Below are 19,858 nucleotides of genomic sequence, written 5' to 3'. Positions count from 1 at the left end.
CTCACAGCCGGCCGCGCGCGTGGGCGAGCCACGCGGCGGCGGCGGGGCTGGTCGGGCCGGACTGCCGCCAGGCCAGCCCCAGGCGCCCGCGCAGGGACGGGCGCACGATGCGCAGCGCGTGCAGGTGCGCGCGGTGGCGGGCGATGGAGGACGGCAGGATGGCCACGCCCAGGCGGCGCGCGGCCAGCTGCTCCAGCACCGCGGGGGAGCCCGCCTCGAACGCCACCCGGGGCGTGAAGCCGGCCGCGGCGCACGCCTCCTCGAGGATGGCGCGGATGGCGCCACCGCGCGGCAGGCAGATCAGCGCGCGGTCGCGCAGCGCGGTCAGCGGGATCGTGTCCCGGTCGGCGAGCTCGTGCCCGGGCCACACGGCGGCGTCGATGGCCTCGTCGCTGACCACGTCGACGCCCAGGCCGGCCGGGTCGGTGGCGCCGAGGGCGACGATCGCCGCGTCCAGGCGGCCCTCGAGCACGGCGGCGACGAGCCGCTCGGACGCATCCTCGACCATCGTGATCTCGACCAGCGGGTGGCGGGCGTTGAAGTCGGCGAGGATGCCGGCCAGGTCGACGGCGTGCGAGGTGACCGTGCCGATCGCGACGCGCCCGCGCGTGAGGCCGGTCAGCTCGTCGACGGCCTGGCGGGCGCCGTCCACCGCGGCCAGCGCGGCGCGGGCGTAGGGCAGCACGGCTTGCCCGGCCGCGGTCGGGCGCACCGCGCGGGCGGAGCGGTCCAGCAGCGGCTGGCCGAGCTCCCGTTCCAGCTTGCGAATCTGCGCGCTCACGCCCGGCTGGGCGATGCGCAGCCGCGCGGCCGCGCGGGTGAAGCCGCCCTCCTCGATGACCGCGACGAGATACTCCAGCTGGTGCAGCTCCATAACCAATGATTCTAGATCCGATCGGAAAACGTTCTTGGAGTTCTGAACGCGGGCACGGCACGGTGGAGACATGACCATCAAGGCCGAGACACCCGAGGACATCAGCCGCCTGTTCGTCGAGCGGGCCAACACCGGCGACGTGGACGGGCTCGTCGAGCTCTACGAGCCGGACGCCGTCCTCGCCTACCCGCCGGGGACCACCAGCGTCGGGCACGACGCGATCCGGGCCGTGTTCGCGACGATGCTCGAGCGCGTCCCCAGGTTCGAGCTGGAGGACGCCCTGCCGACCATCCACCACGGCGACCTCGCGCTGACCTCCACCGCGGCCAAGGACGGCACGGGCGGCCGCGTGCAGATCGTGCGCCGCCAGGCCGACGGGGGCTGGCGCCGGGTGATCGACCGGCCGGAGCAGAGCAGCTAGTTAAACCCGGATTCGGGTCATGTCGGGGTCGTACAGCGGATCCTGGCGAACCACGCCCGGCACCCAGCGGTCGAAGACGCTCACGTCGACCGGGGTGCCGGCGGGGACGTCCCCGGGCAGGTAGGCGAAGGCGATCGAGGCGCCGACCCGGTAACCGAACCCGCCCGACGTGACCCGCCCGGCCGGCACGCCGTTGATGCGCACCGGCTCGCCGCCCAGGCAGACCGTGCCCGGATCGTCCAGCACCAGGCAGCGCAGGCGGCGCGGCGGCGGCCCGGCCGCGCGCGCCGCCAGCAGCGCATCGCGGCCCAGGAACGGCTTGTCCAGGCGCACGAACGGGCCCAGGCCGGCGGCGAAGGGGTCCGTGTCGGTGGTGAGGTCGCTGCCCCACACCCGGTAGCCCTTCTCCAGCCGCATCGAGTCGATCGCGCGGTAGCCGCCCGGGCGCAGGCCGGCCCCGCCGCCGGCCTCGAGCAGCAGGTCCCACAGGGTCAGCACGTATTCGGTCGGGGCGTAGAGCTCCCAGCCGAGCTCGCCGACGAACGTGACGCGCTGGGCGAGGACGGGGACCGGGCCGACGAAGAGGCGCTCGGCCCGCATGAACGGGAAGTCCAGCGGCGTGTCGGTGAGCGGCTGCAGGATGTCGCGGGCGCGGGGGCCCCACAGGCACAGGCAGCCGTGGGCGCCGGTGACGTCGTCGACGAGCGCGTCCGCGCCCGCGGCGTGCTTGCGGATCCAGTCGGCGTCGCGCACGCCGCTGGCCGTGCTCGTCACGACGCGGAAGTGGGCGTCGGCCAGCCGGGTGACCGTCACGTCGGCCTCGATGCCCCCGCGGGCGTTGAGCATCTGGGTGTACGTCATGCCGCCCACCGGCCGGTCGACGTCGTTGGCGCACAGGTGCTGCAGCAGGCCCAGCGCGCCCGGGCCGCGCACGTCGAGCTTGGCGAAGGACGACTGGTCGAACAGCCCGGCCGCCGACGCGGTCGCGGCCACCTCGCCGGCGATCGCCGGGGACCAGTGCCGCCCGGCCCAGCCCTTGGGGCGCTGGGCCTGCGGGGTGAGCGCGGCGTTGGACTCGAACCAGTTGGCCCGCTCCCAGCCGGCCTTCTCGCCCAGGGCGGCGCCCAGGCCGGCCAGCCGGGGCCAGACGGCGGAGCGGCGCAGCGGCCGCGCGGTCGCCCACTCCTGGCCGGGGTAGATGACGTCGTAGTACCGGGAGTAGCCGTCCAGCGCCCGCGCGGACGCCCAGCGGCGCGACGCGCTGTAGGCGCCGAAGCGGCGGACGTCCATCGTGGACACGTCGTACTCCGGCGTGCCGCCGGCGATCCACTCGGCCATCACCTTGCCGACGCCACCGGCCGCGGCCAGTCCGTGCACGCAGAAGCCGGCGGCCACCCACAGGCCGGCGACCGGGGTCTCGCCGAGCAGGAACTCCCCGTCCGGGGTGAACGCCTCCGGGCCGTGCACGACGCGGGCCATCTCCAGCTCGCGCGGCGCGGGGACGCGGTGGCGGGCGTTGGCCCACGACTCGGCGAAGGTGGCGAGGTCGGGCTCGAAGAGGGTGCGCGGCGCGTCCAGCGGGGCGCTGGACTCCGGGCGCCACAGCGCGGGCTCGCGCACGTATCCGCCGACCAGCAGCGCGGTGTCGTCGGCGCCGCGGAAGTACACGATGCGGTCCGGGTCGCGCACCGTCGGCACGGCGTCGGTCGAGCCGCCGCCCGGGAGCGGTTCGGTCACGACGTACTGGTGCTTGATGGGCACGATCGGCAGCTCGACGCCGGCGAGCCGGGCGACGTGGCCCGCGGCCGCGCCGGCGGCGTTGACGACCACCTCGGCGGCGATCGGGCCGGCCGGGGTCATGACGCCGCGGACCCGGCCGCCCTCCACGGCGATGCCGGTGACCTTCGTGCCGGTGACGATGCGCACGCCCAGGCGCTCGGCCCCGGCGGCCAGCGCGGCCGCGAGGCGGGCCGGCTCCAGCCAGCCGTCGCCGGGCAGCCAGCCGGCCAGGCGCACGTCGGCGACGTTGAGCAGCGGCAGCCGCTCGAGCGTCTCGGCCGGCCCGAGCAGCGCCATGTCCAGGCCGTAGGTGGTGGCGGAGCTCGCCTGGCGGCGCAGCTCCTCGACCCGCTCGGGCGTCGTGGCCAGGCGCAGGCCGCCGACGCCGCGCCAGCCGGGGTCGAGGCCGGTGAGCTCGCGCAGCTCGGCGTAGAGGCCGGAGGAGTACATGATCATGCGGGTCTGGCTGACCGTCGAGCGCAGCTGGCCGACGAATCCGCGGAGTGCCACGTCGTGCCCTCGGTGAGCTCGTGCTGTTCGAGCAGCAGCACGTCGGTCCAGCCGAGGCGGGCGAGGTGGTACGCGATGGAGCATCCGGCCACGCCGCCGCCGACCACGACCGCGCGGGCGGCGCGGGGCGGCTCCGACTCGATCGACATCGCCTGATTGTGAACCCGGCGGTGTACCGCAGAAAAGGTCTGAACGTGTGCCAACTGTTTCCGGCCGGTAAACGTGAGGATCGCTCTTGACGAGCGGCTGACGGCGGCGTTAACTCTGTCCCACTATGACGTCGATCACTTCGAGCCGGCCAGGCTCAAGGCGGTAAAGGCCTGGCTTCGCCCGAATTCGGCGCGGCGAAGGGGCCGGATGCCATGAGTGCGGTGCCATCGGTCGCGGACCTGCTGCAGCGGGTCCCGTCGTGGGTGGGTCGCGCGGTCGCGTGGCGCCGGCTCGAGGGCGGCCTGTCGCACCACGTGTACCGCGTGGACGTCGACGGCGTGCCGTACGTGCTGCGGGTGCTCGAACCGGCCGTGTCCGCGGCCGGGCTCGGCGTCGCGCCGGAGCAGGAGATCGCCAACACCCGCGCGGCCGCGGCGAGCGTGGGCGCCCGGGTCTACGCCGAACTGCCCGACGTCCCGGCGATCGTGCTCGAGTTCCTGCCAGGGCGCACCCTCTCGGCGGCCGAGGTGCGCCGCCCGGAGGTGATCCCGGCGCTGGCCGCGGCGTGCCGCCGGCTGCACGCCGGGCCGGCCTTCGGCAACGACTTCGACATCTTCGCCAAGCGCGAGGAGCTGCTGGGCGTCTGCGCGCGGCACGAGCTGCCGCTCCCGGGCGGCTACACCGACCATTCGTCCACAGTGGACGAGATCCGGGCGGCGCTCGCGGAGGCGGCGCTGCCCGCCGTACCGTGCCACAACGATCTCCTCGCGGAGAACTTCATCGCGACGTCCAGCGGCGTGCGGATCGTCGACTACCAGCTGTCCGGCAACAACGACCCGGCGTTCGAGCTCGGCGACATCGCGGCCGAGGCGGACTACGACCCGGACCAGGCCGGCCTGCTCGCCGGTGCCTACTTCGGCCAGGCGCTCACGCCGGCGCTGCTGGCCCGGGTCCGGCTGTTCCAGATCGCGTCCAACGTCACCTGGGCGCTGTGGTTCACCGTCCACCATGGACTCCTGGCCGCCGCCCGCGGCGAGGGCGCGGTGGGCTTCGACTACGACGCGGAGGCGGCCGACAAGTGGGGCCAGGCGCGGAGCGCGCTGGAGGACCCCGGGCTCGGGCGCCTGCTCGGCACGGTGACGGGAAGGAACACACCCACCCCCAACACCTAGGAGGTGCCCATGACGGCTACGTCGACGCAAGCCGATGACGACGAGAAGCGTCTCGCCGAGCTGGGCTACAAGCAGGAACTGCGGCGCAAGTGGAGCGGGTTCTCCAACTTCGCCATCTCGTTCTCCATCATCTCGATCCTCGCCGGGTGCTTCACCACCTTCGGCCAGGCCTGGATGAACGGTGGCCCGATCGCCATCTCCTGGGGCTGGCCGCTCATCTCGATCTTCATTCTGATCATCGGCTTCTGCATGTCGGAGCTGGTCTCGGCGTTCCCGACCGCGGGCGGCATCTACTGGTGGGCGGCCCGGCTGGGCAAGCCGGTGCACGGCTGGTTCACCGGGTGGCTCAACCTCGTCGGCCTGGTCGCCGTCACCGCGTCGGTCGACTACGGCTGCGCGACGTTCCTGAGCTTCGTGCTCGAGGCCTACACCGGCTGGGACAGCACGAATCTCAACCTCACGTTCCTGCTGTTCGCGATCATCCTTGTCGCGCACGTGGCCATCAACATCTGGGGCCACCACATCATCGACGTGCTGCAGAACGTGTCGGTGTGGTGGCACGTGGCGGGCGCGGCCACGATCGTGCTGATCCTGGTCTTCGTGCCGACGAAGCACCAGAGCCTGCAGTTCGTGTTCACCGAGCGCTTCAACCACTCCGGATACTCCAGCAGCACGTACTGGTTCCTGGTGCTGCCGCTCGGGTTCCTGCTCACGCAGTACACCATCACGGGGTTTGATGCTTGTGCCCACGTTTCGGAGGAGACTATCGGCGCCTCCAAGGCGGCCGCGAAGGGCCTGTGGCAGTCCATCTTCTACTCGGCCATCGGCGGGTGGATCCTGCTGCTGGCGTTCCTCTTCGCCGCGACCGACGTGGACGCCATCACCGAGGGCGGCGGTTACTCCACCTACGTCTTCAAGACGGCGCTGAGTCCCGGCTTCTACAAGGCCGTCATCGTCATCTCCACGGTCGGGCAGTTCTTCTGCGGGATGAGCTGCATCACCAGCATGTCGCGCATGACGTACGCGTTCAGCCGCGACCGCGCGGTGCCCGGCTGGCGGTTGTGGTCCAAGGTGAACCGCAACGGCACCCCGGTCAACGCCATCGTCGGCGCCTCGGTCGCCGGCCTGGTGCTGACCCTGCCCGCGCTGTGGAAGAGCCCGAACGGCCAGCCGACCGCGTTCTACGCCGTGGTCTCGGTCGCCGTGATCGGCCTCTACCTCGCCTTCCTCATCCCGATCTATCTGCGGCTGCGGATCGGCGACAAGTTCGTGCCCGGCCCGTGGACGCTCGGCAGCAAGTACAAGGTGCTCGGCTGGATCGCCGTGACCGAGATCGTCGTGGTGTCGATCTACTTCATCCTGCCGTTCACGCCCGCCGCGATCCCGGGCAACGACGGCTTCACCTGGACCGCGGTGAACTATGCGCCGCTGGCCCTGGTGCTGGTCATCGGCGGCGCCGCGCTGTGGTGGGCGGTGTCGGCCAAGCACTGGTTCAAGGGCCCGATCCGCACGATCGACGAGGCGGTCGCCGAGGACACGGCGGCCGTGACGGAGTAGGAGATGATGGTCCCGGGCCGCGCGGTCGCGTGCCGGCCCGGGACCATCGCGGGGAGGTCGGATGCCGGTGGCTGCGGAGCCCTTGTCGGGCGTGCCGATGTGGCGGCCGGTCCGGGGCGGCAACGCCTTCGAGATCACCGTCGCCCGGCTGGCCCAGGCGATCCGGCTCGGGCTGGTGCCGGTGGGGGAGCGGCTCCCGCCCGAGCGCGAGCTGGCCGAGCGGCTGCAGGTCAGCCGGGTCACGCTGCGGGAGGCGATCGCCGCCCTGCGCGAGGCCGGCTTCCTGGAGTCGCGCCGGGGCCGCTCCGGCGGCACGTTCGTGGTCCGGGCCAACGGCGAGCCGACCGCGGCCGAGCCGGCCCGCGACGCCGCGGAGCTGGCCCGGGAGATGGGCGACGCGCTGCACGACGCGCTGGACTTCCGGCGGGTGCTAGAGCCGGGCGCGGCCGCGCTGGCCGCGACCCGCGCGCTGGCCGCGCCGGACCGCGCGCACCTGGTCGCGTGCCTGGCTGCCGCGCGGACGCGCGACCCGCTCACCCGGCGGGTCAACGACTCGCGGCTGCACCTGGCGATCGCCGCGGCCGGCGGCTCCACGTCGGTGGCGGCCGCGATCGCCGACGTACAGCTGCGCCTGGACCGCCTCCTCGCGGCGATCCCGGTGCTGCGGCGCAACCTCGACCACTCCGACGCCCAGCACGAGCGCGTGGTCGAGGCGATCCTGGCCGGCGACCCGCACGTGGCGCGCAGCGAGATGGAGGAGCACTGCGACGCCACCGCGGCGCTGTTGCGCGGCCTGCTCGGTTGAGTTTATGGTTTCTTTCCAGACCTTTAGGGGACGGGACGTCGGATGTTGACCGTGGAGCAGCTGCGCATCGCCGTTGACGAGGGCGATATCGACACCGTCATCGTGGCGATCACCGACATGCAGGGCCGGCTGCAGGGCAAGCGCTTCCACGCCGCGCACTTCCTGGCCGACGTCGTCGCGCACGGCACCGAGGGCTGCAACTACCTGCTCGCCGTCGACGTGGACATGAACACGGTGGACGGCTACGCGATGTCCTCCTGGGCCGGCGGCTACGGGGACTTCGCGATGATCCCCGACTTCGCCACCTTGCGCCGCGTCCCGTGGCATCCCGGCACCGCGCTGGTCCTCGCCGACCTGCGGCTGCTGTCCGGCGGCCCGGTCACCGCCTCGCCCCGCCAGATCCTGCAGGCCCAGCTGGCCGCGCTCGGGGGCGCCGGGTTCGCCGCCTACACGGGCACCGAGCTCGAGTTCATCGCGTTCCGGGAGTCCTACGAGGACGCGTTCCGGCAGGGGTACCGCGACCTGACCCCCGTGACCCTGTTCAACTCCGACTACTCGCTGTTGCAGACCGCGCGCGTGGAGCCGCTGCTGCGCCGGATCCGCAACGAGATGGCCGGCGCCGGGCTCGTGCCGGAGAGCGCCAAGGGCGAGTGCAACCTCGGGCAGCTGGAGATCGCGTTCCGGTACGACGCCGCGCTGCCCAACGCCGACGGGCACGTGCTGTACAAGAACGGCGCGAAGGAGATCGCCGCGCAGGAGGGCGTCTCCATCACCTTCATGGCCAAGCCCAACGCCCGCGAGGGCAACTCCTGCCACATCCACTTCTCGCTGCGCTCGGTCGCGGACGGGCGCCCGGCCGTGGCCGGGGACGGGCCGCACCACCTGTCGCCGGTGTTCGCCTCCGCGATGGCCGGCATCCTGGCCACGATGCGCGAGTTCACCCTCTTCTACGCGCCGAACATCAACTCGTACAAGCGCTTCCAGGCCGGCTCGTTCGCCCCGACCGCGGTGCGCTGGGGCCTGGACAACCGCACCTGCGCGCTGCGCCTCGTCGGGCACGGCCCGTCCATGCGGGTCGAGAACCGGGTGCCGGGGGCCGACGTGAACCCGTACCTGGCCATCGCGGCCATGGCGGCGGGCGCGCTGCACGGCATCCGCAACGGGCTGGCGCTGGAGGACGTGTACACCGGCAACGCGTACGAGGACGCCGCCGCCCCGCGGGTGCCGGCCACGCTGCGCGAGGCGCTGCGGCTGTGGGAGGGCAGCGCGGCCGCGCGGGAGGCGTTCGGCGAGGACGTCGTCGCGCATTACGCCAACATGGCCCGCATCGAGCTGGCAGCGTTTGACGCGGCGGTCACCGACTGGGAGCTGACCCGAGGCTTCGAGCGGCTGTAGGCGCTGGTTCCGGCGGCTTCGGGAGTGGTTCCGGGCGTTTCAAGAAGGTCAGGAAGGTTCTGCATGCACGACGTCATCTCGCCGGTCACCGAGGAGGTCGTCGCGACGGTTCCGTCGCTGACCGAGGAGGAGACCGACGCCGCGATCGAGCGCGCCCATGCCGCGTTCGCCACCTGGCGCGCGGTCGCGCCCGGCGACCGCGCGCGGCTGCTGCGCCGCTTCGCCGCGGTGGTCGACGCCCACAACGAGGAGCTGGCCCAGCTCGAGGTGCGCAACGCCGGGCACACCATCGGCAACGCCCGCTGGGAGGCCGGCAACGTCCGCGACGTGCTGCACTACTACGCCGGCGCCCCCGAGCGGCTCAGCGGCCGCCAGATCCCCGTCCCCGGCGGGCTCGACGTCACCTTCTACGAGCCGCTGGGCGTGGTCGGCGTCATCGTGCCCTGGAACTTCCCCATGCCGATCGCCGGCTGGGGCTTCGCGCCCGCCCTCGCGGCCGGCAACACGGTCGTGCTCAAGCCGGCCGAGCTCACCCCGCTGACCGCGATCCGGCTCGGCGAGCTGGCCCTGGAGGCCGGGCTGCCGGAGGGCGTGTTCACGGTACTGCCGGGCAAGGGCTCCGTCGTGGGCCAGCGCTTCGTCACCCACCCGCTCGTGCGCAAGGTCTGCTTCACCGGCTCCACCGAGGTCGGCAAGCGCATCATGGCCGGCTGCGCCGAGCAGGTGAAGCGGGTGACCCTGGAGCTGGGCGGCAAGAGCGCCAACATCGTCTTCGCCGACGCGGACCTCGCCAAGGCGGCCGCGTCCGCGCCCGGGTCCGTCTTCGACAACGCCGGCCAGGACTGCTGCGCGCGGTCGCGGCTGCTCGTGCAGGCGAGCGTCTACGACGAGTTCATGGGGCTGCTGGAGGAGTCGGTCAAGGCGTTCCGGTGCGAGGACCCGGCCCTGGACAGCGCCCAGATGGGCCCGCTCATCTCGGCCGGCCAGCGCGACACGGTGCGCTCCTTCGTCTCCGACGACGCGGTCGCCTTCCGCGGCAGCGCCCCCGGCGGCCCCGGCTACTGGATGGCCCCGACCGTGCTGACCGCCCGCTCGACCCAGGACCGGCACTGGCGCGAGGAGATCTTCGGCCCCGTCCTGTCGGTGCTGCGCTTCGACGACGAGGACGAGGCGGTCCGGCTGGCCAACGACACCGAGTACGGCCTGTCCGGCTCGATCTGGACCCGCGACCTGGGCCGCGGCATCCGCGTCGCCCGCGGCGTGGAGTCGGGCAACCTCAGCGTCAACTCGCACTCCTCGGTGCGCTACTGGACCCCGTTCGGCGGGGTCAAGCAGAGCGGCCTCGGCCGCGAGCTCGGCCCGGACGCGGTCGCCGCGTTCAGCGAAGTCAAGAACGTCTTCTTCAGCACGGAGGTATAGGTGCAACGTCTGCAGGACCGCGTCGCGGTCATCACCGGGGCCGGCAGCGGCATCGGCCTCGCGACCGCGCGGCGCTTCGCGTCCGAGGGCGCCAAGGTGGTCGCGGTCGACCTCAACGAGGACGCCGGCAAGGCCGCCGCGCAGGAGGTGGGCGGCGAGTTCGTCGCCGTCGACGTGGCCGACGAGGCCGCGGTCAAGGCCCTCTTCGACGGCGTCGCCGAGCGCTACGGGCGGCTGGACATCGCGTTCAACAACGCCGGCATCTCCCCGCCCGACGACGACTCCATCCTCGACACCGGCCTCGAGGCGTGGGAGCGCGTGCTGAAGGTCAACAGCACCAGCGTGTACTTCTGCTCCAAGTACGCCATCCCGCACATGCTCGCCCAGGGCAAGGGCTCGATCATCAACACGGCCAGCTTCGTGGCCCTGCTGGGTGCGGCGACCTCGCAGATCGCCTACACCGCCTCCAAGGGCGCCGTGCTGTCCATGACCCGCGAGCTCGGCGTGCAGTTCGCCCGGCAGGGGGTGCGGGTCAACGCGCTGTGCCCCGGCCCGATCGCCACCCCGCTGCTCATGGAGCTCTTCGCCAAGGACCCGGAGCGGGCCCAGCGCCGCCTCGTGCACGTGCCGATGGGCCGCTTCGGCACCCCGGAGGAGATCGCGGGCGCGGTCGCGTTCCTGGCCAGCGACGACGCGTCGTTCATCACCGCCTCGACGTTCCTCGTCGACGGCGGCATCACCGGCGCCTACGTCACGCCGCTGTGAGCGCGCGCCCGCTCGTCGGGATCACCGCCTACGCGGAGCCGGCCCGGTGGGGCGTCTGGGATACCCGCGCGGTGCTGATCCCGGAGGCCTACGTGCGGATGGTGCGGGCGGCCGGGGCGCGCCCGGTCGTGCTGCCGCCGGACGACCTCGGCGGCCCCGCGGACGCGGCCGGCCTTATCGCCCGCCTCGACGGCCTCGTGCTGGCCGGCGGGGCCGACATCGAGCCGTCCCGCTACGGTGCGGCCGCGCACCCGGCCACGAAGACCCGGCCCGACCGCGACGCGGGCGAGCTGGCCGTACTCGCCGCGGCGCTGGAGGCCGACCTGCCGATCCTCGGCGTGTGCCGGGGCATGGAACTGCTCGCCGTGGCCTACGGCGGCGCCCTGATCCAGCACCTGCCGGACCGGCTGGGCAGCGAGCGGCACCAGCCGGCCCCCGGGGTGTACGGCGCCCACCCGGCCCGCTTCGCGCCCGGCTCCCGGGCCGAGGCCGTGTTCGGGCCGGTCGCCGAGGTCAACTCGTACCACCACCAGGCGGTCGAGAAGGCCGGCACCCTGGAGGTGACCGGCTGGGCCGACGACGAGGTCGTCGAGGCGGTCGAGGACCCCGCGCGGCGCTTCGTCCTCGGGGTGCAGTGGCACCCCGAGGAGGCCGGTGATGTGCGGCCCTTCGCCGCGCTGGTCGCCGCGATCTGAACTAGGTTCGGACGTATGCGGATCGGGTTCGGACTGCCGGTGTCGGGCACGTGGGCCACGCCAGGCCCCCTCGGGCGGGTCGCGGTGGCGGCCGAGCGGGAGGGGTACGACTCCCTCTGGAGCTTCCAGCGGCTCCTCGTCGACGCCGGCCAGCAGCTCGAGCCCGTGTATCGCAGCGTGCTGGACCCGCTGGTGGCGCTGGGCTATGCCGCCGCCCTGACCGAGCGCGTCCGGCTCGGGGTGGCGGTGCTCAACCTGCCTTTCGTCTCGCCCGCGTACGTCGCCAAGCAGGCCGCCACGCTGGACGTGCTCAGCGGCGGGCGGATCGACCTGGGCCTCGGCACCGGCTGGTCGGCGGCCGAGTTCACGGCCACCGGCGCCCAGGGCGACAAGCGGGCCGCGCGGTCGCGCGAGTACGTCGCCGCGCTGCGCACCCTCTTCCGCGACGAGGTGAGCGATTTCACTGGCGAGTTCTACACCGTGCCGCCCAGCCGCATGGCGCCCCGGCCGGTGCAGGCGGGCGGCGTGCCGATCCTGCTCGGTGGCTCCGTGCCGGCCGCGCTGCGCCGGGCCGGGGAGATCGCCGACGGCTGGATCAGCCGCAGCGCGCACGACCTGACCCAGATCCACAAGGACGTGGCGCTGGTGCGCGCGGGCGCGGAGAAGGCCGGGCGCGACCCGGACGAGGTGCGCATCGTGTGCCGCGGCGTGCTGTTCCGGCCCGAGCGGGGCCTGCTCGACGGGTCCTGGGAGAAGATCCGCGAGGACGTCGCGTGGCTCGGCACCCAGGGCGTCACCGAGGTCTTCTACGACCTCAACTGGGATCCGCTGGTGGCCGGCGAGGACGTGGACCCGGTCGCGGCCGAGGAGCGGGCCATGGACATCCTGCACAACCTCAGCCCGATGGGACTAAGTTGAGCTCATGTCGCGACCGGTCATCGGCCTGACCACATACGCCGAGGAAACCCGCTTCGGCCTGAACGACACCTTCTCCGCGGTCCTGCCGCTGTCCTACGTGCACGCGGTGCACGCCTCGGGCGGCCGGGCGGTCCTCGTCACCCCGGACGACCCCGACATCGACGTGCTCGACGGCCTCGACGGGATCATGTTCACCGGCGGCTCCGACGTGAACCCCGACCTCTACGGCGAGCCTCCGCACGCCACGACCAAGGTCAAGCCGGAGCGCGACGCCGCCGAGCTGCTGCTCATGCGGGCGGCGCTCGCCGCCGACCTGCCGCTGTTCGGCATCTGCCGGGGCATGCAGCTCATGTGCGTGGCCTATGGCGGGCGGCTGCACCAGCACCTGCCCGACGTGCTCGGCCACCACAACCACCGGCCGGTGAGCGGGCCGAAGTTCGGCGAGCACCCGGTGCGGCTGGCGCGGGGCTCCCGCGCGGCGGCGGTGCTGGGCGACGCGGTGATCGTCAACTCGTTCCACCACCAGGGCTGCGCCGACCCGGGCCGCCTCGCGCCGACCGGCTGGTGCCCGGAGGACGACCTCATCGAGGTCGTCGAGGACCCGTCGAAGACGTTCGCGCTCGGCGTGCAGTGGCACCCCGAGGACACGACGGACTTCCGCCTCTTCGAGGCCTTCGTGGCCGCCGCCCGCGCTCGCCGGGACAGCGTAGCCATACGGCCATAACAAAGGGCTAGTCGCCCGTGCGGTGCTCGATGCGCAGGCCGGGCGCGCTCTCGCGGTAGTCCTCGCGGTCGTCGGAGTCCTGCAGTACGGCCTCGGCCTGGGCCTTCGGGTCATCGCTGCCGGCGGTGCGCTCCTCCGGCAGCAGGCGGGCGCGTTCGCGGATGCGGTTGTCGTCGATCATGCCTGGGTGGTTACCCGGACAGGGTGGAGTTGATGCGCGTTAGGCTTCTGGCCATGAAGGTTCGCGCCCCGCTCGCCCCCGGCACGCAGACTCCATGGCGGCAGGTGCCCGCCAACATCGTGCGACCCGAGTACGTCGGCAAGCGCGCGCCCGCCAAGCATCGCGGATCGGACGTGCAGCCGCCGGAGATCATCGAGCGGATGCGCGTCGCCGGGAAGCTGGCCGCGCAGGCGACCGCGCTGGCGGGGGAGCACGCCCGGCCCGGGATCACCACCGACGAGGTCGACCGCGTGGTGCACGAGTTCCTGTGCGACCACGGGGCGTACCCGTCGACGCTGGGTTACAAGAGCTTCCCGAAGTCGTGCTGCACCTCGCTCAACGAGGTCATCTGCCACGGCATCCCGGACTCGACCGTGATCGAGGACGGCGACATCCTCAACGTCGACGTGACCGCGTTCATCGGCGGGGTGCACGGCGACACCAACCAGACGTTCTGCGTCGGCGACGTCGCCGAGGAGGACCGGCTGCTGGTCGAGCGGACCCGCGAGGCGATGATGCGCGGCATCCGCGCGGTCGCGCCCGGGCGCCCGCTGAACGCGATCGGCCGGGTGATCGAGGCGTACGCCAAGCGCTTCCACTACGGCGTGGTGCGCGACTTCACCGGCCACGGCATCAACGAGGTCTTCCACACCGGGCTCTACGTGCCGCACTACGACAACCCGCGGCTCACCACGATCATGGAGCCCGGGATGACGTTCACCATCGAGCCGATGATCACGCTGGGGACGCACGAGTACGACATGTGGAAGGACGGCTGGACCGTCGTCACCAAGGACCGCAAGTGGACCGCCCAGTTCGAGCACACGATCCTCGTGACGGAGGACGGGTACGAGATCCTGACGCTGCCGTGAGCGGGGGTCGCTCACCGTGGGCTCAGCTTTTCGCGTCGTTGCCGGAGCGGAGCGGGGGTAGCGGCGTGAGCCACCCGGCGGCGGACGACGCGCACCATCACTCCGACGTCTCGGGCGGGTGGCTGCGGGCCGCGGTCTTCGGGGCGATGGACGGGCTGGTCACCAACATCGCGCTGATCGCCGGGGTCGGCGGGGGCGGGGTCGCCCCGCGCGACATCCTGCTCACGGGCTCGGCCGGGCTGGTGGCCGGCGCGATCTCCATGGGGCTGGGCGAGTTCACCAGCGTCCGCGCGCAGAACGAGCAGGTCGCGGCCGAGGTGCTCAGGGAGCGTCAGGAGCTGCAGCGGTACCCCGAGGCAGAGGCCGCCGAACTGGCGCGCATCTGGCAGGAGCGCGGCGTGCCGGCCGACCTGGCGCTCGAGGTGGCCACGATCCTGGGGCGCAACCCCGACGCGGCCGTGCGCGTGCACGCGCAGGAGGAGCTGGGCGTCGACCCGGTCGACGTGCCGTCACCGTGGACGGCGGCGATCTCCTCGTTCGTCTGCTTCTCGCTGGGGGCCCTCGTCCCGCTGCTGCCGTATCTGCTCGGCGCGGCGTCGTTGCCGGTGGCGCTGGGAGCGGGCGGGGCGGGGCTGTTCGTGGCGGGCGCGCTCGTCGCCCGCTTCACCCGTCGCCCCTGGTGGAGTGCGGGGGCCTGGCAGCTGCTGCTGGGAGCGGCGGCGGCCGGGGCCACCTATCTGATCGGTCATCTCATCGGGGTGTCGGTATAGGTCTCGCGGCCTGAGCCGTCCCGGGATCCGGTGGTTCCCCGGGACGGCAGGCTCACGAGACGGCGTTTGGTCGTTGAACGATGCGGCACTTGCTCAACGACGCGGCTGCATCGTCGGACCGGCCCACGCGGTGCGGCGCATGATCGGGTCCTCCTCTCGTCTTGACGCTCGTGGCGTGATGCAACGATCGTCGCCTGCCCGGCTCCCCGGCGGGGGGACCCGCGGGAGCAGTGGCACGACTTCGGGAGTCCTCGGAGCTCTACTCGGGTTTGCCCGGAAATGCCGGCACCAGCGGGGTGGTTCCGGCGGCCTTGCGCAGGCCCACGCCGCGCGCCGTGCAGTCGACGAGGGCGTCGAGCGCCAGCTTGCGTACGTCGCCGTCGGTGGCCGGCAGGGCCAGGCGCCACTGGGCCGCCGTGCGGTCCTCCAGCAATGCCGCGAGCTTCAGCGCGGAGGCGCGGTCGGTGACGGCGAACGGCAGCTGGTAGGACGGGGCGGTCGGCGGCGGGCTGACCCCGGCCCCGGCCAGCCGGACGGTGAGCGCGTCGCGGCGGGTGCGGTGGGCGTTGTCGGCGTTGTGGGCCAGGCCGGACGTCGCGGCGTCGAGCTTGGCGCCGAGCACCCCGTAGCCGTAGATGGCGGCGTGCTCGGCCTGCAGCGCGGCCACGAGCCGCTCGTCGGCGGGGGTCAACTCAGCACCTCCTGGTGGCCGGCCCGGCAGGCGGCGATGGAGCCCAGCAGCGCGGCGCGGTAGGACGGTGCGGCCAGGCAGGCGGCCTCCGCGTCCTGGCGGGCGGACTTCTCGCGGGCGGCGAGGTCGGACAGCGCAGCGCTCTGCTCGGTCGGCACGGGCGCGGACGCGGCGGCGCTCGGGCCGGCCGACTCCGACGCCGCCGGGAACGGCCCCTTCTCGGGCACGCCGATCTCGCGGGCCAGCGCGACGACGTGCTGCGCGTGGTCCTCCTGCAGCGGGCCGAGGCGGTCCTGCAGGGCCGGGAAGGCGGTGAGGACCTCGGCATACCGGTCGCGCAGCGCCACCGTGCGATGCAAGAGCGGCAGCAGTACGTCGGGAGCCTGGCTCGGCTGCGCGGCCGGCTTCGTGCCGAGCGGGTCACAGGCTGCCACCGAGCCGGCCGAGACCGCCACGGCGGCGGCGAGGAAGGCGCGTCGGTGGATCAGCACGCCGCCTAGTGAACACCATCCGGACGATTTGTGTGGCACCGCGTCCGGGATGGTTTCGTGGGTGGTGCTTCCTGGCGGGCTTTCGCGGCGGGCCGGTGCGGGGCCCGCGGCCGGGCGTTGCTCGCGGCTCCTGGCAGCGGCGGCGCGCGGTCGCATCCGGCTTCCTGTCGGTGACTCGGGGGTTGGCCAGTTCCCCGGCGGTGGTGCGGGGCGTTCGGCTTCCCGAGTGGCGTGGGGCCTGGTTCTGGCTTCCGGGCGGTGGCGTGGCTGCCTTGGGCTTCCCGGGTGGTGGCGTGGGGCCTGGTTCCGTTTCCCGCTGGTGGCGTGGGCATTGCTGCAGGCTTCGGGGCTCCGGCGGTGGCGCGGGGCGTGGGGACGCGCGCGGCCGGGTGGCGTTCGGAGCGCCGCTGAGACGTTCCGAGTCGCGTCGCGTTACGCTCTGCACGAGCCGCCCGCGCGTGCAGACGCAGGCGGCGTTGAGGCGTGCGCCCGTGCGGGTGCCAGAAGGAGGGGTGTCGATCAATGGCGCAGCAGCATCGACAGCGCCTCCTCGCGGTGGTCGAGCCGGTCGTCACGGCCGGCGGGTACGACCTCGAGGATCTCACCGTCACCCGCGTCGGGCGGCGGCACCTGCTGCGCATCGCGGTCGACAGCGACGCGGGCGTGGATCTGGACGCGGTGGCCGAGCTGTCCCGCGGCATCTCGTCCGCGCTCGACGCGGCCGAGGCGGGCGGCGACGAGCTGATCGCCGGCGAGTACGAGCTGGAGGTCGGCTCGCCCGGGGTGGACCGCCCGCTCACCCTCCCGCGGCACTGGCGGCGCAACCGCACCAGGCTGGTCAAGGTGAAGGCGGCCGGGCGGGAGCTGACCGGGCGGGTGCTCGACGCCGACGACGCCGGGGTGACCCTCGACGTGGACGGCGACCGGCAGACCCACCCCTACGCCGACCTCGGCCCGGGCCGGGTCCAGGTCGAGCTCAAGCGCCTCGCCGAACTGCCCGACCCAGAAGATGAAGACATCGACGAAGAAGACGACGAGGAAGGGGAGGACGGGGAATGAACATCGACCTTGCGGCCCTCCGCGCCCTGGAGCGCGAGCGCGAGATCCCGTTCGAGACCATCCTCGCGGCGATCGAGACGGCATTGCTGACCGCCTACCGGCACACCGACGGGGCCAACCCGCACGCCCGGGTCGAGATCGACCGGCGCACCGGGGCGGCGTCCGTGCTCGCCCAGGACCTCGACGAGGACGGGGCCATCGTGCGCGAGTACGACGACACCCCGCACGACTTCGGCCGGATCGCGGCGATGACGGCCAAGCAGGTCATCCTGCAGCGGCTGCGCGAGGCGACCGACGAGGTGCACTTCGGCGAGTACGTCGGCCGCGACGGCGACCTGGTCACCGGGGTGATCCAGGCGCACGAGGCGCGGACCGAGAAGGGCATCGTCACCATCGACCTCGGCAAGATCGAGGGCATGCTGCCGGCCGCCGAGCAGGTCCCGGGCGAGCGCTACGAGCACGGCCAGCGGATCAAGGCCATCGTGGTGCACGTGGCCAAGGGCTTCCGCGGGCCGCAGGTCACGCTCTCGCGCTCCCACCCGAATCTGGTGAAGCGGCTCTTCGCGCTCGAGGTGCCGGAGATCGCCGACGGGACCGTGGAGATCGCCGCGATCGCCCGCGAGGCCGGACACCGGACGAAGATCGCGGTACGTTCGACCGTCGCCGGGGTGAACGCGAAAGGGGCCTGTATCGGCCCGATGGGCCAGCGGGTACGGGCTGTTATGAGCGAGCTGCACGGCGAGAAGATCGACATTATCGACTGGTCGGAGGATCCCGCGCAGTTCGTCGGAAATGCCCTTTCTCCCGCGAAAGCGCTCAACGTCGAGGTCGTCGACGCGGCCAACCGGGCCGCCCGGGTGACCGTCCCGGACTTCCAACTTTCCCTGGCCATCGGCAGAGAGGGCCAGAACGCACGGCTCGCCGCGCGGCTCACCGGATGGCGGATCGATATCAGACCGGACAACGCCGTGGCGAGCTCTGTCGATCACGTCACCGGACCGGGCGCGGCACGCGCCGAAAGTGCAGGGTAGACTTCTTGACGGTACGTCGCACGCCCCCGGCTGGCATGCCCGCGATTCCGGCTACGCCGGTTCGCACATGTATCGGATGCCGGAAGCGTGCGTCATCCTCCGAGTTGCTGCGATTTGTCGCGATCGAGTTCGCTCCTGGGCAGTTCAGGGCGGTCCCCGATCCGGCTCGCAGACGGCCGGGTCGGGGAGCGCACCTGCATCCTGATCCGGCTTGCCTCGCGCTAGCGGAGCGCCGGCGCGCCTTCGGGCGGGCTCTGCGCCTCACCGGGGTCCTTGACACCGGACCGCTGGCCGAAGCCGTCGCCTCGGCGGCGGTGACGGAGCCGGAGCATACGCAGTGACCGGAACCGCCGGTGGTGGGAGCGCGACGCCCCACCCGGACACGCAAGGTAGGACGACGGACATGAGCACACGATGAAGTCCCTGAGATGACCAGGCTTCAAGTGCACGAGTGAGGTCGGAGCGGAACTTGCCGCCCGGCCTCGAAGTGAGGAGTGTAGTGGCAGGCAAGGCCCGCGTACACGAGCTGGCGAAAGAGCTCGGGGTCGAAAGCAAGACCGTGCTCGCGAAGCTGCAGGAGCTTGGCGAATACGTGAAGTCCGCTTCCAGCACGGTCGAGGCGCCAGTGGCGCGCCGGCTGCGTGCGAGCTTCGAGAACGGTGGGGGATCCGCTCCGGCGCCCTCCGCGCCTCCTGCGCCGGCCCCGTCGGCTCCGTCGTCGGCCCCCGTGCCGTCGGCCCCGCGCCCGACGCCGGCAGTCAAGCCCTTTGCGCCGCCGAAGCGACCCCAGCCGCCGGCTGGTGGCGGACAGAGCGGTTCCGGAGGCGGGGGTGGCCGTGGCCCTGTGCCCGGTCCGCCGCGCCCGCAGCCGCCCGCGGTCCGTCCGACGAGCGCGCACGACATCGAGGTGGCGGCGGCCGAGCAGCGTGCCGCCGCGCTGAAGGCCGAGCAGGAGGCGACCCTCAAGGCCGCCCAGCAGGCCCGCCAGCGAGAGAACACCCGGCGCGACACGCCGCAGCCGCCCAGCGGCGGCGCTCCGTCCGCGCCCACGCCCGGCCCGCGTCCGGGCCCGGCGCCCGGTCCGGCCCCGGCCAGCACGCCGGCCCCGGGCGGTCCGCGTCCCGGCCAGGGCCCGCGCCCGGGTGGCGCGCGTCCCCCGGCCCGGTCCCCGGGCAACAACCCGTTCGGCGTCTCCGGCGGCGCGACCCCGCGCCCGCCGTCGCCGGGCAACATCCCGCGGCCCAACCCGTCCTCCATGCCCCCGCGGCCCAACCCGGCCTCGATGGGCGGCCCCCGGCCCAACCCGTCGCAGATGCCGAGCCAGCGGCCCGGCCGTCCCGGCGGCCCCGGCGGTGACCGTCCGGCTCGTCCGGGCGGCGGCGGTGGCGGCGGCTTCCGTGGCGGCCCCGGCGGTGGCGCCGGCCGTCCCGGTGGTCCGGGCGGCGGCGGTGGCGGTGGCTTCCGTGGCGGTCCCGGTGGGGGCGCCGGCGGTGGCGGTGGCTTCCGTGGCGGCCCCGGTGGGGGCGCCGGCGGTGGCGGC

General features: G+C 73.1%; 21 protein-coding genes and 1 pseudogene. 16 read left to right on the top strand and 6 right to left on the bottom strand.

Annotation, left to right across the window (positions count from 1 at the left end):
• Window position 1 precedes the first annotated feature (1 nt).
• The gene (locus tag AB0M46_RS42515) at window positions 2–874 is read right to left on the bottom strand and encodes a LysR substrate-binding domain-containing protein (RefSeq protein WP_363345676.1); all 873 of its coding nucleotides are present in this window, start codon (window positions 872–874) and stop codon (window positions 2–4) included.
• A 70-nt stretch (window positions 875–944) separates the two neighbouring features.
• On the opposite strand from AB0M46_RS42515, the gene AB0M46_RS42510 reads away from it, so the two are divergent.
• Window positions 945–1,295 (top strand): nuclear transport factor 2 family protein, encoded by a 351-nt coding sequence (locus AB0M46_RS42510; protein ID WP_363345674.1) that lies wholly within the window; start codon window positions 945–947, stop codon window positions 1,293–1,295.
• Here AB0M46_RS42510 and AB0M46_RS42505 read toward each other — a convergent pair whose 3' ends face one another.
• The gene (locus AB0M46_RS42505) at window positions 1,296–3,584 is read right to left on the bottom strand and encodes an FAD-dependent oxidoreductase (RefSeq protein WP_363345672.1); all 2,289 of its coding nucleotides are present in this window, start codon (window positions 3,582–3,584) and stop codon (window positions 1,296–1,298) included.
• Window positions 3,527–3,733, bottom strand: a complete 207-nt coding sequence (locus AB0M46_RS42500) for an FAD-dependent oxidoreductase (RefSeq protein WP_363345670.1) — start codon at window positions 3,731–3,733, stop codon at window positions 3,527–3,529. The genes AB0M46_RS42505 and AB0M46_RS42500 overlap by 58 nt, the downstream gene beginning before the upstream one ends.
• A 213-nt stretch (window positions 3,734–3,946) precedes the next feature.
• Here AB0M46_RS42500 and AB0M46_RS42495 point away from each other — a divergent pair, with 213 nt between their 5' ends.
• The 9 genes from AB0M46_RS42495 (at window position 3,947) to AB0M46_RS42455 (ending at window position 13,184) form a co-directional block, all read left to right on the top strand.
• Window positions 3,947–4,906 (top strand): choline/ethanolamine kinase family protein, encoded by a 960-nt coding sequence (locus AB0M46_RS42495; RefSeq protein WP_363345668.1) that lies wholly within the window; start codon window positions 3,947–3,949, stop codon window positions 4,904–4,906.
• A gap of 9 nt (window positions 4,907–4,915) precedes the next feature.
• Window positions 4,916–6,463, top strand: coding sequence for an amino acid permease (locus AB0M46_RS42490; protein WP_363345666.1), 1,548 nt, complete (start codon window positions 4,916–4,918; stop codon window positions 6,461–6,463).
• Between the two features lie 61 nt (window positions 6,464–6,524).
• Window positions 6,525–7,268: a GntR family transcriptional regulator gene (locus tag AB0M46_RS42485; RefSeq protein WP_363345664.1), complete on the top strand. Its 744-nt coding sequence runs from the start codon at window positions 6,525–6,527 to the stop codon at window positions 7,266–7,268.
• Between the two features lie 42 nt (window positions 7,269–7,310).
• Window positions 7,311–8,663 (top strand): glutamine synthetase family protein, encoded by a 1,353-nt coding sequence (locus AB0M46_RS42480; RefSeq protein WP_363345662.1) that lies wholly within the window; start codon window positions 7,311–7,313, stop codon window positions 8,661–8,663.
• Window positions 8,664–8,726: 63 nt separating this feature from the next.
• Complete coding sequence (locus AB0M46_RS42475; protein ID WP_363345660.1) at window positions 8,727–10,082, top strand: aldehyde dehydrogenase family protein; 1,356 nt, start codon at window positions 8,727–8,729, stop codon at window positions 10,080–10,082.
• Window positions 10,083–10,847 (top strand): 3-oxoacyl-ACP reductase, encoded by a 765-nt coding sequence (locus AB0M46_RS42470; protein ID WP_363345658.1) that lies wholly within the window; start codon window positions 10,083–10,085, stop codon window positions 10,845–10,847. It begins immediately after the preceding gene.
• Window positions 10,844–11,542 carry a gamma-glutamyl-gamma-aminobutyrate hydrolase family protein gene (locus AB0M46_RS42465; RefSeq protein WP_363345656.1) on the top strand — a complete coding sequence of 233 codons (699 nt, stop codon included), beginning with the start codon at window positions 10,844–10,846 and terminating at the stop codon, window positions 11,540–11,542. The genes AB0M46_RS42470 and AB0M46_RS42465 overlap by 4 nt, the downstream gene beginning before the upstream one ends.
• Window positions 11,543–11,557: 15 nt before the next feature.
• Window positions 11,558–12,460: a TIGR03619 family F420-dependent LLM class oxidoreductase gene (locus AB0M46_RS42460; RefSeq protein ID WP_363345654.1), complete on the top strand. Its 903-nt coding sequence runs from the start codon at window positions 11,558–11,560 to the stop codon at window positions 12,458–12,460.
• Between the two features lie 4 nt (window positions 12,461–12,464).
• Window positions 12,465–13,184: a gamma-glutamyl-gamma-aminobutyrate hydrolase family protein gene (locus AB0M46_RS42455; protein ID WP_363345652.1), complete on the top strand. Its 720-nt coding sequence runs from the start codon at window positions 12,465–12,467 to the stop codon at window positions 13,182–13,184.
• A gap of 7 nt (window positions 13,185–13,191) precedes the next feature.
• On the opposite strand, the gene AB0M46_RS42450 is transcribed toward AB0M46_RS42455, so the two are convergent.
• Window positions 13,192–13,365 (bottom strand): hypothetical protein, encoded by a 174-nt coding sequence (locus AB0M46_RS42450; protein ID WP_363345650.1) that lies wholly within the window; start codon window positions 13,363–13,365, stop codon window positions 13,192–13,194.
• Window positions 13,366–13,418: 53 nt separating this feature from the next.
• Between AB0M46_RS42450 and map the strand changes: the two genes are divergently transcribed.
• On the top strand, window positions 13,419–14,276 hold the full coding sequence (map, locus tag AB0M46_RS42445) for a type I methionyl aminopeptidase (RefSeq protein WP_363345648.1): 858 nt from the start codon (window positions 13,419–13,421) through the stop codon (window positions 14,274–14,276).
• Between the two features lie 65 nt (window positions 14,277–14,341).
• Entirely contained in the window at window positions 14,342–15,046 is a 705-nt protein-coding gene (locus tag AB0M46_RS42440) for a VIT1/CCC1 transporter family protein (protein WP_363345646.1), read from the top strand.
• 259 nt (window positions 15,047–15,305) lie between these two features.
• Here the strand turns inward: AB0M46_RS42440 and AB0M46_RS42435 are convergent, their stop codons facing one another.
• Both AB0M46_RS42435 and AB0M46_RS42430 read right to left on the bottom strand, forming a co-directional pair.
• Complete coding sequence (locus AB0M46_RS42435) at window positions 15,306–15,737, bottom strand: ferritin-like domain-containing protein (RefSeq protein WP_363345644.1); 432 nt, start codon at window positions 15,735–15,737, stop codon at window positions 15,306–15,308.
• A complete protein-coding gene (locus tag AB0M46_RS42430; RefSeq protein WP_363345642.1) occupies window positions 15,734–16,228 on the bottom strand; it encodes a hypothetical protein in 495 nt (164 codons plus the stop codon). Before AB0M46_RS42430 ends, AB0M46_RS42435 begins: the two co-directional genes overlap by 4 nt.
• Window positions 16,229–16,750: 522 nt before the next feature.
• Between AB0M46_RS42430 and rimP the strand changes: the two genes are divergently transcribed.
• From rimP to AB0M46_RS42410, 4 genes and pseudogenes are all read left to right on the top strand, one after another.
• A complete protein-coding gene (rimP, locus tag AB0M46_RS42425) occupies window positions 16,751–17,287 on the top strand; it encodes a ribosome maturation factor RimP (protein WP_363345640.1) in 537 nt (178 codons plus the stop codon).
• Window positions 17,284–18,318, top strand: coding sequence for a transcription termination factor NusA (nusA, locus tag AB0M46_RS42420; protein WP_363345638.1), 1,035 nt, complete (start codon window positions 17,284–17,286; stop codon window positions 18,316–18,318). Before rimP ends, nusA begins: the two co-directional genes overlap by 4 nt.
• A 35-nt stretch (window positions 18,319–18,353) precedes the next feature.
• A pseudogene (locus AB0M46_RS42415) lies at window positions 18,354–18,725 on the top strand (YlxR family protein).
• A gap of 92 nt (window positions 18,726–18,817) precedes the next feature.
• A partial coding sequence (locus tag AB0M46_RS42410; RefSeq protein ID WP_363345636.1) for a translation initiation factor IF-2 N-terminal domain-containing protein occupies window positions 18,818–19,858 on the top strand: 1,041 nt, incomplete at its 3' end.

Origin of the sequence: Dactylosporangium sp. NPDC051485 (assembly GCF_040682015.1) — a bacterium.
In the GTDB taxonomy this organism is placed as follows: domain Bacteria; phylum Actinomycetota; class Actinomycetes; order Mycobacteriales; family Micromonosporaceae; genus Dactylosporangium.
This window is presented reverse-complemented; position numbering and strand designations above follow the sequence as displayed.

Bases quoted from the DNA above. Each gene is read 5' to 3' on its own strand.
- map (WP_363345648.1), top strand. From the start codon at position 13,419: ATGAAGGTTCGCGCCCCGCTCGCCCCCGGCACGCAGACTCCATGGCGG.
- AB0M46_RS42460 (WP_363345654.1), top strand. From the start codon at position 11,558: ATGCGGATCGGGTTCGGACTGCCGGTGTCGGGCACGTGGGCCACGCCA.
- AB0M46_RS42480 (WP_363345662.1), top strand. From the start codon at position 7,311: ATGTTGACCGTGGAGCAGCTGCGCATCGCCGTTGACGAGGGCGATATC.
- nusA (WP_363345638.1), top strand. From the start codon at position 17,284: ATGAACATCGACCTTGCGGCCCTCCGCGCCCTGGAGCGCGAGCGCGAG.
- AB0M46_RS42485 (WP_363345664.1), top strand. From the start codon at position 6,525: ATGCCGGTGGCTGCGGAGCCCTTGTCGGGCGTGCCGATGTGGCGGCCG.
- AB0M46_RS42450 (WP_363345650.1), bottom strand. From the start codon at position 13,365: ATGATCGACGACAACCGCATCCGCGAACGCGCCCGCCTGCTGCCGGAG.
- AB0M46_RS42495 (WP_363345668.1), top strand. From the start codon at position 3,947: ATGAGTGCGGTGCCATCGGTCGCGGACCTGCTGCAGCGGGTCCCGTCG.
- AB0M46_RS42515 (WP_363345676.1), bottom strand. From the start codon at position 874: ATGGAGCTGCACCAGCTGGAGTATCTCGTCGCGGTCATCGAGGAGGGC.
- rimP (WP_363345640.1), top strand. From the start codon at position 16,751: ATGGCGCAGCAGCATCGACAGCGCCTCCTCGCGGTGGTCGAGCCGGTC.
- AB0M46_RS42510 (WP_363345674.1), top strand. From the start codon at position 945: ATGACCATCAAGGCCGAGACACCCGAGGACATCAGCCGCCTGTTCGTC.
- AB0M46_RS42490 (WP_363345666.1), top strand. From the start codon at position 4,916: ATGACGGCTACGTCGACGCAAGCCGATGACGACGAGAAGCGTCTCGCC.
- AB0M46_RS42475 (WP_363345660.1), top strand. From the start codon at position 8,727: ATGCACGACGTCATCTCGCCGGTCACCGAGGAGGTCGTCGCGACGGTT.
- AB0M46_RS42500 (WP_363345670.1), bottom strand. From the start codon at position 3,733: ATGTCGATCGAGTCGGAGCCGCCCCGCGCCGCCCGCGCGGTCGTGGTC.
- AB0M46_RS42455 (WP_363345652.1), top strand. From the start codon at position 12,465: ATGTCGCGACCGGTCATCGGCCTGACCACATACGCCGAGGAAACCCGC.